The following is a 13,366-nucleotide window of genomic DNA, read 5'->3' as shown; positions in this document are numbered from 1 at the left end:
GGCTCCGGCGAGACGACCTGGGCCAGCGCCGCCAGCGGGCCGGGGTAGTCGGATTCGGCGAGCCGCTCGACGAGGAATCCGTCGATCAGGCCGCCGCCCTCGCGCCGGCCCTCGCGCACCCGGTGCCGGCCGGCGCCGAACCGCACCCGCACCCGCACACCCGGCTGCGCGTCCGCGTCCAGTTCCTCGGGCACGGCGTAGTCGAAGTACCGGTCGAGATGGAGCACGCCCTTGTCGACGAGGACGCGGGCGACGGGCAGGTCCTTGGCGAGCGCTGCGCCCCGCCAGGTGCGCGGTTTGGCCCGGGGGACCTTCGCCTTGCGCACGCTGTCCCGGATGAGCGCGAGCTGCTCGGGCGGCGCGTCCCGCGCGCCGCCGTCCCGCTGTCCGTTCTCGCTGCTCACGCCTGCATTCTTACCAAACGACACGGACAACGGCGCCGGGCCCGAGACCGGGCAGGGCACGGACGGACGCCCGGAGGCGCTTCTGCCCTGGTCCACTCGGCCATACCGGTCCAGGACCGGCAGCAGGATTCGAACCTGCGAGGGATTCACCCGGAAGGATCCGTGCTCTTCGCACCGGGCCACGGCACCGCTGTACCCGCAGCGCAGGACTCACGGGCGCGGGCGCGCACGGGGATTACGGCCCCCGGGACGCACGGAGGCCCGGCCGCCCCTCGGGAGGGATCGCCGGGCCTCGACGCGAGGCGGGACCTACAGACCCGTCGCCTTGCGCAGGGCGTCCACGCGGTCGGTGCGCTCCCAGGTGAAGTCGGGCAGCTCACGTCCGAAGTGACCGTAGGCGGCGGTCTGGGCGTAGATCGGGCGCAGCAGGTCCAGATCGCGGATGATCGCGGCCGGGCGGAGGTCGAAGACCTCGTCGATGGCCTTCTCGATCTTCTCGGTGTCGATCGTGGCGGTACCGAAGGTCTCGACGAACAGGCCGACCGGCTCGGCCTTGCCGATCGCGTACGCCACCTGCACCTCGCAGCGGGAGGCCAGTCCGGCCGCCACCACGTTCTTGGCGACCCAGCGCATCGCGTACGCCGCGGAACGGTCCACCTTGGAGGGGTCCTTGCCGGAGAAGGCGCCACCGCCGTGGCGGGCCATGCCGCCGTAGGTGTCGATGATGATCTTGCGGCCGGTCAGGCCCGCGTCACCCATCGGGCCGCCGATCTCGAACCGGCCGGTGGGGTTCACCAGCAGCCGGTACTTCTCGGTGTCGAGCTTGATGCCCTCGTCCAGGAGCGCCTTGAGCTCCGGCTCCACGACGAACTCGCGGATGTCGGGGGCGAGCAGCGACTCCAGGTCGATGTCGGAGGCGTGCTGGGAGGAGACGACCACGGTGTCCAGGCGGACCGCCTTGTCACCGTCGTACTCGATGGTGACCTGGGTCTTGCCGTCCGGGCGGAGGTAGGGGATGGTCCCGTTCTTGCGCACGTCGGACAGGCGCTTGGACAGACGGTGGGCGAGGAAGACCGGCAGCGGCATCAGCGTCGGCGTCTCGTCCGTCGCGTAGCCGAACATCAGGCCCTGGTCGCCGGCGCCCTGCCGGTCCAGTTCGTCGTCGTCGCCCTCGACGCGGGCCTCGTAGGCGGCGTCGACACCCTGCGCGATGTCCGGGGACTGCGCGCCGATGGACACCGAGACGCCGCAGGAGGCGCCGTCGAAGCCCTTCTTCGAGGAGTCGTAGCCGATCTCCAGGATCTTGTTGCGCACCAGCGTCGCGATGTCCGCGTACGTCTTGGTGGTGACCTCACCGGCCACGTGCACCAGGCCGGTGGTGATCAGGGTCTCGACGGCGACCCGGGAGGCCGGGTCCTCGCGCAGCAGTGCGTCGAGGATGGTGTCGCTGATCTGGTCAGCGATCTTGTCGGGGTGGCCCTCGGTCACGGACTCCGAGGTGAACAGACGACGGGACACAATGCTCCCTGTGGTTGCAGCGGCTGCTGGCTGATCATTGGCGGACGGCGGGGGCTGCACCCGGGCGCCGTCCGTCGGACAGTTTATCGGTCGCGCTCCGACACGGGTCCCCTGTCTCGCCTACCGGGAGTGCAGTGACCTGCGGCACGGGCATTCTCTCCGGGCCGGGCGAGCTTCGCCAGAGGTGCCACGCCCCCGGTGGACGGTTTGCCAGGGCCCGAGGGCGGATGGCTCACTCATCCGAGGCGTTCGGCCACCAGGTCCCAGACGGTTTCGGCCAGGGTCTCCTTCGGGCCGTACGCGACGGGGGTCTCACTACCGTCGGCCCCCAGCACCACGGCCTCGCTCTCGTCCCGGCCGAAGGTCTTGTGCTCCCCCACCTCGTTCACCACCAGCAGGTCGCAGCCCTTGCGCTTCAGCTTGGCGCGGCCGTTGGCGAGCACGTCGTCGGTCTCGGCGGCGAAGCCCACGATCACCTGTCCGGACCGCACCCGGTCGCCGGAGATCTCGGCGAGGATGTCCGGATTACGCACCAGGGTGACGGGCTCGGGCTCCTGTCCGTCCTTCTTCTTGATCTTCCCGGCGGCGTAGGCCGCCGGCCGGAAGTCGGCGACGGCCGCGGCCATGACCACCGCGTCCGCGTCGGCGGCGGCGCGCAGGACGGCCTCACGCAGCTCCACCGCGGTCCCGACGGACACGAGGTCGACTCCGGCCGGGTCGGGCAGCGCGGAGTTGGCCGCGATCAGTGTGACGCGGGCGCCCCGGGCGGCGGCGGTACGGGCGAGGGCGTACCCCTGTTTGCCGGAGGAACGGTTGCCGAGGAAGCGGACGGGGTCGAGGGGCTCGCGGGTGCCTCCGGCGCTGATGACGACGTGCCGGCCCCTGAGGTCGGGCACGGTCACACCGCGGGCGAGCACCCGGCGGCAGACCTCGAAGATCTCGCCGGGATCGGGCAGCCGGCCCTTGCCCGTGTCGACGCCGGTGAGACGTCCCACCGCCGGTTCGATGACGACGGCGCCCCGGGCGCGAAGCGTCGCCACGTTGTCCCGGGTGGCCGGGTGCTCCCACATCTCGGTGTGCATGGCGGGGGCGAAGACGACCGGGCAGCGGGCCGTGAGGAGGGTGTTGGTGAGCAGGTCGTCGGCCAGGCCGTGGGCGGCCTTGGCCAGCATGTCGGCGGTGGCCGGGGCGACGACCACCAGGTCGGCGTGCTGGCCGGTGCGGACGTGCGGCACCTCGTGCACGTCGTCCCAGACCTCGGTGGAGACCGGGTGCCCGGAGAGGGCGGACCAGGTGGCGGCGCCGACGAAGTGCAGTGCGGAGGCGGTGGGGACGACCCGCACCTCGTGCCCCGACTCGGTCAGCCGCCTGAGCAGCTCACAGGCCTTGTACGCGGCGATGCCGCCACTGACCCCCAGAACGACCTTCGGCTTGTCCACCGTCTCTCCCCGACCTCGGAAATGTGCGACCAGCACCCATGAGACACCACAGGCCCGGCAGACGTGCTGCCGGGCCTGTGGAAAAGTCAGCTGCGAACCGCTGATATGACGTACTGACCGGTGACCGGTGTTACTGGCCGGGGCCTTCGACGGCCTCGGAGGTCAGCAGTCCCGCGTTGATCTCGCGCAGGGCGATCGAGAGCGGCTTCTCGTGGACGTGGGTGTCGACAAGGGGACCGACGTACTCGAGCAGGCCCTCGCCGAGCTGCGAGTAGTACGCGTTGATCTGGCGGGCCCGCTTGGCCGCGTAGATCACGAGGCTGTACTTCGAGTCCGTGGCCTCGAGGAGCTCGTCGATCGGCGGGTTGATGATGCCCTCGGGCGCGGAGATGGAAGAGGACACGCTCTACCTTCCGATGGATGGGAAAGATTCAGCCGACCTGACCGGTGAGCGACTGCTCACGATCACACGACCTTCATCAAGGCTAGCAGCTCGCGGGCGACGTCCTGGACGGAGGTGTTGACCAGGGTCGTGTCGAACTCCGGTTCGGCGGCCAGTTCGGTCTTCGCGGCGCCGAGCCGGCGCTCGATGACCTCGGCCGACTCGGTGCCGCGGCCCGTGAGCCTGCGCACGAGCTCCTCCCAGGAGGGGGGAGCCAGGAACACCAGCTGGGCCTCGGCCATGGACCCGCGGACCTGCCGCGCGCCCTGGAGGTCGATCTCCAGCAGCACGGGCACACCCGACTCCAGGTGCTCCAGCACCGCCGCGCGGGGCGTGCCGTAGCGGTTGCCGGCGAACTCGGCCCACTCCAGCAGCTCGCCGTTGGCGATCAGCTTGTCCATCTCGTCGTCGCCGACGAAGAAGTAGTGGACTCCGTGCTGCTCACCGGGGCGGGGCTTCCGCGTCGTCGCCGAGACGGAGAGCCAGACCTCCGGGTGTTCCTTGCGCATATGGGCGACGACCGTGCTCTTGCCGACCCCGGAGGGGCCGGAGAGCACGGTCAGCCGCGGACGTACGTCCGGGGGTACGGGGGACGTCCCCCGGGGTGTTGCAGCCATGCGGCGATTATTCCAGCAATCCCGGGATGCCCGGGACGCCGGTCCCGGGCCGCCCGGCACTCAGGAGCCGGTGCTGCCGAACTCGCGCTCCAGGGAGGCGATCTGGTTGGAACCGAGACCGCGTACCCGGCGGCTCTCGGAGATGCCCAGTCGCTCCATGATCTGCTTGGCGCGGACCTTGCCGACGCCGGGCAGGGACTCGAGCAGGGCGGAGACCTTCATCTTGCCGATGACGTCGTTCTCCTGGCCCTGCTTGATGACCTCGTGAAGCGAGGCGCCGGAGTGCTTGAGTCGATTCTTGACCTCGGCCCGCTCCCGGCGAGCCGCGGCGGCCTTTTCGAGCGCGGCTGCGCGCTGTTCAGGGGTAAGGGGCGGAAGAGCCACGCCTACGTCACCTCGGATGTCGAACTGTCGGATACGGACCGGTGAGGAACCTGGACGCCCCACACCTGCGGAGTCACGGGCGACAGCGTCGTCCGTTCACTCTCCGTCGGAGACTAGCGGCCAAGTTCGCCTGAGTCAGCGAGAACTGCGGAAAAGTCCTGGTCAGCCTCCGCCAGGTCGGACATTTGAGACAAATGGTTGCTGATTCGTGGGTGTATTCACAGTGCGACGACCACGGATTCCCTCGCCGGCCGGTCTCAGGCCGCCGTCACGGCGGTCCGGATCTCGTCCGCGAACCGCTCCGCGGCATCACGCAGAGCGACCACGTCGGGACCGTGGCGCAACACTCCCCGGCTGACGTTGGGCACGACATTGCGCACCGCCCTCCCGAACACCGCCGGGAGATCGGCCGCCGTGGCCCCCTGCGCGCCGATGCCGGGGGCGAGGATCGGGCCACCCATGTCGAGGTCGTACGAGGACAGATCGCCGAGCGTCGCGCCGACCACCGCGCCGAACGACCCGAGCGGCTCCTCGCCCGCGTTCTCCAGGGCCAGGTGCCCGAGCACGGTCGCTCCGACGGTGCGCCCGTCCGCGCGGACCGCGTGCTGCACCTCCCCGCCCTCCGGATTGGACGTCAGCGCCAGCACGAACAGCCCGGTACCGGTCTCCCGGGCCATCACGACGGCCGGGCTCAGCGAGCCGTAACCGAGGTACGGGGAGACGGTGAGCGCGTCCGAGAACAGGGGCGCGTCCTTGTGCAGGAAGGACTCGGCGTAGGCGGCCATGGTGGAGCCGATGTCGCCGCGCTTGGCGTCCATGACGACCAGCGCGCCCGCCGCCCGCGCCTCCTGGACCGTCTTCTCCAGGACGGCGATGCCGCGCGAACCGAAGCGCTCGAAGAAGGCGCTCTGCGGCTTGAGCACGGCGACCCGGCCGGCGACCGCCTCCACGACGGTGCGGCTGAACGACTCCAGACCCGTCACATCGTCGTTCAGGCCCCACTCGGCGAGCAGGGAGGCGTGCGGGTCGATGCCCACGCACAGCGGGCCCCGTTCGTCCATCGCGCGGCGCAGCCGCGCGCCGAAGGGATCCAGACCTGTCATACCGATGTCCTCACGTCGGCGCCCACCGCGTCGGCGAGCGTGGCGTAGGGGCTGGTGCGCAGCCGCGCGGCGAGCCCCCTGTGCAGGGCACGGCCCCAGAAGGGGCCCTGGTAGACGAGCGCGCTGTAGCCCTGGACCAGCGTGGCACCGGCCAGGACGCGCTGCCAGGCGTCCTCGGCGTTCTCGATGCCGCCGACCCCGACCAGGGTGATGCGGTCGCCCACGCGCGCGTAGAGGCGGCGCAGCACCTCCAGGGACCGGGCCTTCAGGGGCGCGCCGGACAGGCCGCCGGTCTCCCCGACGGCCGCGGGGTCGGACGTCAGGCCGAGTCCCGCGCGGGCGATGGTGGTGTTGGTGGCGATGATGCCGTCCAGGCCGAGCTCCACGGCGAGGTCGGCGACCGCGTCGACGTCCTCGTCGGCGAGGTCGGGAGCGATCTTCACCAGCAGCGGCACCCGGCGGGCCGGGACGCCGCGGTCGGCAGCCTCCCGTACGGCGGTGAGCAGCGGGCGCAGGCGGTCCACGGCCTGGAGGTCGCGCAGTCCGGGCGTGTTCGGGGAGGAGACGTTCACGACCAGGTAGTCGGCGTACGGTGCCAGCCGCTCGGCCGACTTCACGTAGTCGGCGACGGCCTCGTCCTCGGGTACGGCCTTCGTCTTGCCGATGTTGACGCCGACCACGGTCCGGAAGACGGGCGTGCGGGAGGCCAGGCGGGCCGCCACCGCGAGCGAGCCGTCGTTGTTGAAGCCCATGCGGTTGATCAGGGCCCGGTCCGCGACCAGGCGGAACAGCCGCTTCTTCGGGTTGCCGGGCTGCGGCTCCCCGGTGACGGTGCCGATCTCGACGTGGTCGAAGCCGAGCATCGCCATGCCGTCGATGCCGACCGCGTTCTTGTCGAAGCCGGCGGCGAGGCCGAAGGGGCTGTGCAGGCGCAGTCCGAGGGCCTCGGTGCGCAGCTCCTTGTGGCGCGGGGCGAGCACGGCGGCGACGAAGGTGCGCAGCACGGGGACCCGCGCGACACGGCGGATCCAGGCGAAGGCCAGGTGGTGGGCCTGCTCGGGGTCCATCCGCCGGAAGAGCACAGAGAAGAGAATCTGGTACATGGTGTCCTCATGAAGAGGGGGACACCGTCTCCGGTGTCCCCCTGGGGGCTGCTAGTCGTCGCGGGCCGCGGTCAGATGTTGCGCGTGTTCCTGGAGCGAGCGGACGCCCACGTCCCCGCGGTTGAGCGCGTCGATGCCCTGGACCGCGGCGGCGAGCGCCTGGACCGTCGTCAGACAGGGCACGGACCGTGCCACGGCGGCCGTACGGATGTCGTAGCCGTCGAGGCGGCCGCCGGTGCCGTACGGGGTGTTGACGATGAGGTCGACCTCGCCGTCGTGGATGAGCTGGACGATGGTCCGCTCGCCGTTCGGGCCGGTGCCCTCGGACTGCTTGCGCACCACGGTGGCGTTGATGCCGTTGCGCTTGAGGACCTCGGCGGTGCCGGAGGTGGCGAGCAGTTCGAAGCCGTGCGCCACGAGCTCCCGCGCCGGGAAGATCATCGAACGCTTGTCCCGGTTGGCGACCGAGATGAAGGCCCGTCCCTTGGTCGGCAGCGGTCCGTAGGCGCCCGCCTGCGACTTGGCGTACGCCGTGCCGAAGACGGAGTCGATGCCCATGACCTCGCCGGTGGAGCGCATCTCCGGGCCGAGGACCGTGTCGACGCCGCGGCCGTGGATGTCGCGGAAGCGCGACCACGGCATCACGGCCTCCTTGACGGAGATCGGCGCGTCCAGCGGCAGTTCGCCGCCGTCGCCCTTCGCCGGGAGCAGGCCCTCGGCGCGCAGTCCGGCGACGGTGGCGCCCAGCGAGATCCGCGCGGCGGCCTTCGCCAGCGGCACCGCGGTCGCCTTGGAGGTGAAGGGGACGGTGCGCGAGGCGCGGGGGTTGGCCTCGAGGACGTAGAGGATGTCGCCGGAGAGCGCGAACTGGATGTTGATCAGGCCGCGTACGCCGACACCGCGCGCGATGGCCTCCGTGGAGGCGCGCAGCCGCTTGATGTCGAACCCGCCGAGCGTGATCGGCGGCAGGGCGCACGCCGAGTCGCCGGAGTGGATGCCGGCCTCCTCGATGTGCTCCATGACGCCGCCGAGGTAGAGCTCCTCGCCGTCGTAGAGGGCGTCGACGTCGATCTCTATGGCGTCGTCGAGGAAGCGGTCGACGAGCACCGGCCGGGAGGGGCTGATCTCGGTCGACTCGGCGATGTAGGAGTCGAGCCGGGTCTCGTCGTAGACGATCTCCATGCCGCGGCCGCCGAGCACGTAGGACGGGCGGACGAGGACCGGGTAGCCGATCTCGTCGGCGATGGCCTTGGCCTCGGAGAAGGTGGTGGCGGTGCCGTGCTTGGGGGCGGGCAGGCCGGCCTCCTTGAGGACCTGGCCGAAGGCGCCGCGGTCCTCGGCGGCGTGGATGGCCTCCGGGGAGGTGCCGACGATCGGCACGCCGTTGTCCTTCAGCGCCTGCGACAGGCCGAGCGGGGTCTGGCCGCCGAGCTGGACGACGACGCCGGCGACCGGTCCGGCCTGCCGCTCGGCGTGGACGATCTCCAGTACGTCCTCCAGGGTGAGCGGCTCGAAGTAGAGCCGGTCGGAGGTGTCGTAGTCGGTGGAGACGGTCTCCGGGTTGCAGTTGACCATCACGGTCTCGTAGCCGGCGTCGGACAGCGCGAAGGAGGCGTGGACGCAGGAGTAGTCGAACTCGATGCCCTGGCCGATGCGGTTCGGGCCGGAGCCCAGGATGATCACCGCGGGCTTCTCGCGGGACGCGACCTCGGTCTCCTCGTCGTAGGAGGAGTAGAAGTACGGCGTCCGCGCGGCGAACTCGGCGGCGCAGGTGTCGACGGTCTTGTAGACCGGGCGGATGCCGAGCACGTGCCGCACCTCGCGGACGACGTCCTCGCGCAGTCCGCGGATCTCGCCGATCTGCTGGTCGGAGAAGCCGTGCCGCTTGGCCTCGGCGAGCAGCTCGCGCGTCAGCTCGGGCGCTGCCGCCAGCTCGTCGGCGGTCTCCTTGATGAGGAAGAGCTGGTCGACGAACCAGAGGTCGATCTTCGTGGCGTCGAAGACCTCCCCGGCGGTGGCGCCCGCGCGGATGGCTCCCATGACCGCGTTGATCCGGCCGTCGGTCGGGCGGACCGCCTCGCGCAGCAGTCCGGCCTTGTCACCGGGCTCGCCGACGAAGGTGAACTGGCTGCCCTTCTTCTCCAGCGAGCGCAGCGCCTTCTGGAAGGCCTCGGTGAAGTTGCGGCCGATGGCCATGGCCTCGCCGACCGACTTCATGGTGGTGGTGAGGGTGGAGTCGGCGCTGGGGAACTTCTCGAAGGCGAACCTCGGGGCCTTGACGACCACGTAGTCGAGGGTCGGCTCGAAGGAGGCCGGGGTCTCCCGCGTGATGTCGTTGGGGATCTCGTCGAGGGTGTAGCCGACGGCCAGCTTGGCGGCGATCTTGGCGATCGGGAAGCCGGTCGCCTTGGAGGCGAGCGCCGAGGAGCGCGACACACGCGGGTTCATCTCGATGACGATGACCCGGCCGTCCGCGGGGTTCACCGCGAACTGGATGTTGCAGCCGCCGGTGTCGACGCCGACCTCGCGGATGACGGCGATGCCGATGTCGCGCAGGATCTGGTACTCGCGGTCGGTGAGCGTCATGGCCGGGGCGACGGTGATCGAGTCGCCGGTGTGCACGCCCATGGGGTCGAAGTTCTCGATGGAGCAGACGACCACCACGTTGTCGTGCTTGTCGCGCATCAGCTCCAGCTCGTACTCCTTCCAGCCGAGGATGGACTCCTCCAGGAGCACCTCGGTGGTCGGCGAGAGGGTGAGGCCCTGGCCGGCGATGCGGCGCAGTTCGTCCTCGTCGTGGGCGAAGCCCGAGCCGGCACCGCCCATCGTGAAGGACGGGCGGACGACGACCGGGTAGCCGCCGAGGGTGTCGACCCCGGCGAGGACGTCGTCCATGGAGTGGCAGATCACCGAGCGGGCGGACTCGCCGTGGCCGATCTTGGCGCGGACGGCCTCGACGACGTCCTTGAACAGCTCGCGGTCCTCGCCCTTGTTGATGGCCTCGACGTTGGCGCCGATCAGCTCGACGCCGTACCGCTCCAGCGTGCCGGCCTCGTGCAGGGAGATCGCCGTGTTCAGGGCGGTCTGGCCGCCCAGGGTGGGCAGCAGCGTGTCCGGCCGCTCCTTGGCGATGATCTTCTCGACGAACTCGGGGGTGATCGGCTCGACGTAGGTGGCGTCGGCGATCTCCGGGTCGGTCATGATGGTCGCCGGGTTGGAGTTCACGAGGATCACCCGCAGACCCTCGGCGCGCAGGACCCGGCACGCCTGGGTGCCGGAGTAGTCGAACTCGGCGGCCTGGCCGATGACGATCGGGCCGGAGCCGATGACCAGGACGGACTGGATATCGGTGCGCTTAGGCACGCTGGCCCTCCATCGGAACGGTGCTCATCAAAGACGTGAAGCGGTCGAACAGGTAGGCGGCGTCGTGCGGACCCGCTGCCGCTTCCGGGTGGTACTGGACGCTGAAGGCCGGCCGGTCGAGCAGCTGGAGGCCCTCCACCACGTTGTCGTTGAGGCAGACGTGGGAGACCTCGGCGCGGCCGTAGGGGGTGTCGGAGACCTTGTCCAGCGGGGCGTCGACGGCGAAGCCGTGGTTGTGCGCGGTGACCTCGACCTTGCCGGTCGTACGGTCCTGCACCGGCTGGTTGATGCCCCGGTGGCCGTACTTCAGCTTGTAGGTGCCGAAGCCGAGGGCGCGGCCCAGGATCTGGTTGCCGAAGCAGATGCCGAAGAGCGGGGTGCCGCGTTCCAGGACCGCCCGCATGACGGAGACCGCGTGGTCGGCGGTGGACGGGTCGCCGGGGCCGTTGGAGAAGAAGACGCCGTCCGGGTCGACGGCGTAGACGTCCTCCACGGTCGCCGTGGCGGGCAGGACGTGCACCTCGATGCCGCGCTCGGCCATCCGGTGCGGGGTCATGCCCTTGATGCCGAGGTCGACGGCGGCGACGGTGAACCTCTTCTCACCGACCGCCGGGACGACGTACGGCTCGGTGGTGGCGACCTCGGCGGAGAGGTCGGCGCCGCTCATCTCGGGGGCCTTCCGCACCTCCGCGAGCATCGAGGCCTCGTCGGCGACCGCGTCGCCGGAGAAGATGCCGACGCGCATGGCGCCGCGCTCGCGCAGATGGCGGGTGAGCGCGCGGGTGTCGATGCCGCAGATGCCGACGACGCCCTGGGCGGCCAGCTCCTCGTCCAGCGTGCGCGTCGAGCGCCAGTTGGAGGGCACGCGCGCGGGGTCGCGGACGACGTAACCGGAGACCCAGATCCTCCGGGACTCCATGTCCTCGTCGTTGACCCCGGTGTTCCCCACGTGCGGGGCGGTCATCACGACGACCTGGCGGTGGTAGGACGGATCGGTGAGGGTCTCCTGGTAGCCGGTCATGCCGGTGGAGAACACCGCTTCGCCGAAGGTCTCCCCCACTGCCCCGTAGGCACGGCCGCGGAAGATCCGGCCGTCCTCCAGGACGAGTACGGCGGGAACCCTGCCGGTTCCCCTGGTGGAGGTTGTCATCGTGCGCCTTCCGTCTTGTTGATCATGTGGTGGAGGGTCTCGACCCACTCGTTGTGCTCGGCCGCGTGGTCGGAGCGGAACCCGGAGTCGATCAGCCGCTCGCCGTGCGCCCAGGTGACGATCAGCAGACCGCCCTCGGTGAGGACCTTGCCGGCGATGCCCTTGTCCAGCCGGACCCCGCGCAGCGCGTCCGCCGGGACGAAGAAGTCCTCCGCTCCGGGGCGTTCGACGGCCAGTCCCGCGTCGGTGAGCGTCAGCTCGGCCCGGCTGCGGGTGCCCAGTCCGCGCGCCACGATGCGGTCGAGCCACTGGCCGGCGGTGGTGGAGCCGTGGTACCGGCCGCTCAGCTCCAGTTTCGCCGGGCCCGGGTCGTCCGGCGCGCTGTGCAGCTCAGGAAGGTCGCCCTGGAGGGTGCCTCGCCACCGCCAGCCCTCGCGCATCAGCCAGTGGACGAGCGCGACGAAGAGGGCGAGTCCGACGACCCAGCCGATCCGGGCGGCCCAGTCGGTCACTTCCGCCGATTCCTTCTCGGCGGCCAGCAGGATTACAGGTGTCACGTGAGCTTCCCGTCGACGAGCGTGGCCTTGCCCCGGAGCCAGGTGTGCGTGACACGGCCCGGCAGCTCACGGCCCTCGTACGGGGTGTTGCGGCTGCGCGAGGCGAAGCCCGCGGGGTCCACGAGGCCACGGTATGCCGTGTCGACGAGGGTGAGGTTGGCGGGCTCACCTGCCGAGACGGGACGGCCGTGGCCCGTCGCCCGGCCGATGCGCGCGGGCTCGAAGGACATGCGGTCGGCGACGCCGGCCCAGTCCAGCAGGCCCGTGTCGACCATCGTCTCCTGCACCACCGACAGTGCGGTCTCCAGGCCGACCATGCCCATGGCGGCGGCGGCCCACTCGCAGTCCTTGTCCTCGTGCGGGTGCGGGGCGTGGTCGGTGGCGACGATGTCGATCGTGCCGTCGGCGAGCGCCTCGCGCAGGGCCATGACGTCCCGCTCGGTGCGCAGCGGCGGGTTGACCTTGTAGACCGGGTTGTACGTCCGCACCAGTTCGTCGGTGAGGAGGAGGTGGTGCGGGGTGACCTCGGCGGTCACGTCGATGCCGCGGGACTTGGCCCAGCGGACGATCTCGACGGACCCGGCGGTCGACAGGTGGCAGATGTGGACGCGGGAGCCGACGTGCTCGGCGAGCAGCACGTCCCGCGCGATGACCGACTCCTCGGCGACGGCGGGCCAGCCGCCGAGGCCGAGCTGGGCGGAGACGACCCCTTCGTTCATCTCGGCGCCCTCGGTCAGCCGCGGCTCCTGGGCGTGCTGGGCGACGACGCCCCCGAACGCCTTCACGTACTCGAGCGCGCGGCGCATGATCACGGCGTCGTGGACGCACTTGCCGTCGTCGGAGAAGACGGTGACACCGGCCGCGGACTCGTGCATCGCGCCCAGTTCGGCGAGCTTTCGCCCCTCCAGCCCGACGGTGACGGCGCCGATGGGCTGGACGTCGCAGTAGCCGGACTCCTGTCCGAGCCGCCAGACCTGCTCGACGACGCCGGCGGTGTCGGCGACCGGGAAGGTGTTGGCCATGGCGAACACGTTGGTGTAACCGCCGCTCGCCGCCGCGCGGGTGCCGGTCAGCACCGTCTCGGAGTCCTCGCGGCCGGGCTCGCGGAGGTGCGTGTGCAGATCGACCAGGCCAGGCAGGAGAACCCTGCCGGCGGCCTCGACGACCTCGGCGCCCTCGCCGGACAGCCCGGTGCCGACCTGGGTGATCGTCCCGCCGTCGATCAGGACGTCCCGCGGCTCGCCGCCGAGGACCTTCGCACCGCGGATCAGGATCTTGCTCATGGT

11 protein-coding genes and 1 pseudogene are annotated in these 13,366 nt (G+C 70.8%); all 12 read right to left on the bottom strand.

What is annotated here, in order from left to right:
• Positions 1-404 (bottom strand): annotated as a pseudogene (locus B9S61_RS08560) (primosome assembly protein PriA); the annotation flags it as partial.
• A 309-nt stretch (positions 405-713) separates the two neighbouring features.
• Positions 714-1,922, bottom strand: a complete 1,209-nt coding sequence (gene metK, locus B9S61_RS08555) for a methionine adenosyltransferase (protein ID WP_103541709.1) — start codon at positions 1,920-1,922, stop codon at positions 714-716.
• 236 nt (positions 1,923-2,158) lie between these two features.
• On the bottom strand, positions 2,159-3,361 hold the full coding sequence (coaBC, locus tag B9S61_RS08550; RefSeq protein WP_103541708.1) for a bifunctional phosphopantothenoylcysteine decarboxylase/phosphopantothenate--cysteine ligase CoaBC: 1,203 nt from the start codon (positions 3,359-3,361) through the stop codon (positions 2,159-2,161).
• A gap of 130 nt (positions 3,362-3,491) precedes the next feature.
• Positions 3,492-3,764 carry a DNA-directed RNA polymerase subunit omega gene (rpoZ, locus tag B9S61_RS08545; protein WP_004933985.1) on the bottom strand — a complete coding sequence of 91 codons (273 nt, stop codon included), beginning with the start codon at positions 3,762-3,764 and terminating at the stop codon, positions 3,492-3,494.
• A gap of 62 nt (positions 3,765-3,826) precedes the next feature.
• Positions 3,827-4,420, bottom strand: coding sequence for a guanylate kinase (gmk, locus tag B9S61_RS08540; protein WP_103541707.1), 594 nt, complete (start codon positions 4,418-4,420; stop codon positions 3,827-3,829).
• 60 nt (positions 4,421-4,480) lie between these two features.
• On the bottom strand, positions 4,481-4,804 hold the full coding sequence (locus tag B9S61_RS08535; protein ID WP_003977346.1) for an integration host factor: 324 nt from the start codon (positions 4,802-4,804) through the stop codon (positions 4,481-4,483).
• A gap of 257 nt (positions 4,805-5,061) precedes the next feature.
• On the bottom strand, positions 5,062-5,907 hold the full coding sequence (gene pyrF, locus B9S61_RS08530) for an orotidine-5'-phosphate decarboxylase (RefSeq protein ID WP_181007294.1): 846 nt from the start codon (positions 5,905-5,907) through the stop codon (positions 5,062-5,064).
• On the bottom strand, positions 5,904-7,010 hold the full coding sequence (locus B9S61_RS08525; protein WP_103541706.1) for a quinone-dependent dihydroorotate dehydrogenase: 1,107 nt from the start codon (positions 7,008-7,010) through the stop codon (positions 5,904-5,906). Before B9S61_RS08525 ends, pyrF begins: the two co-directional genes overlap by 4 nt.
• Before the next feature lie 51 nt (positions 7,011-7,061).
• Complete coding sequence (gene carB / locus B9S61_RS08520; protein ID WP_103541705.1) at positions 7,062-10,373, bottom strand: carbamoyl-phosphate synthase large subunit; 3,312 nt, start codon at positions 10,371-10,373, stop codon at positions 7,062-7,064.
• On the bottom strand, positions 10,366-11,523 hold the full coding sequence (gene carA / locus B9S61_RS08515; RefSeq protein ID WP_103541704.1) for a glutamine-hydrolyzing carbamoyl-phosphate synthase small subunit: 1,158 nt from the start codon (positions 11,521-11,523) through the stop codon (positions 10,366-10,368). Before carA ends, carB begins: the two co-directional genes overlap by 8 nt.
• Positions 11,520-12,080 (bottom strand): hypothetical protein, encoded by a 561-nt coding sequence (locus B9S61_RS08510; RefSeq protein ID WP_103541703.1) that lies wholly within the window; start codon positions 12,078-12,080, stop codon positions 11,520-11,522. Before B9S61_RS08510 ends, carA begins: the two co-directional genes overlap by 4 nt.
• Positions 12,077-13,363 (bottom strand): dihydroorotase, encoded by a 1,287-nt coding sequence (locus tag B9S61_RS08505; protein ID WP_103541702.1) that lies wholly within the window; start codon positions 13,361-13,363, stop codon positions 12,077-12,079. The genes B9S61_RS08510 and B9S61_RS08505 overlap by 4 nt, the downstream gene beginning before the upstream one ends.
• Positions 13,364-13,366 lie beyond the last annotated feature (3 nt).

The sequence above is a fragment of the Streptomyces sp. SM1 genome, from assembly GCF_002910825.1.
GTDB lineage: Bacteria > Actinomycetota > Actinomycetes > Streptomycetales > Streptomycetaceae > Streptomyces > Streptomyces okerensis.
The sequence above is the reverse complement of the archived record's forward strand: the minus strand, read 5'-3'. Positions and strand labels throughout refer to the sequence as shown.

Excerpts from the sequence above, each read along its gene's own strand:
- gmk (WP_103541707.1), bottom strand. The coding sequence starts at position 4,420 with ATGGCTGCAACACCCCGGGGGACGTCCCCCGTACCCCCGGACGTACGT.
- pyrF (WP_181007294.1), bottom strand. The coding sequence starts at position 5,907 with ATGACAGGTCTGGATCCCTTCGGCGCGCGGCTGCGCCGCGCGATGGAC.
- B9S61_RS08525 (WP_103541706.1), bottom strand. The coding sequence starts at position 7,010 with ATGTACCAGATTCTCTTCTCTGTGCTCTTCCGGCGGATGGACCCCGAG.
- carA (WP_103541704.1), bottom strand. The coding sequence starts at position 11,523 with ATGACAACCTCCACCAGGGGAACCGGCAGGGTTCCCGCCGTACTCGTC.
- B9S61_RS08505 (WP_103541702.1), bottom strand. The coding sequence starts at position 13,363 with ATGAGCAAGATCCTGATCCGCGGTGCGAAGGTCCTCGGCGGCGAGCCG.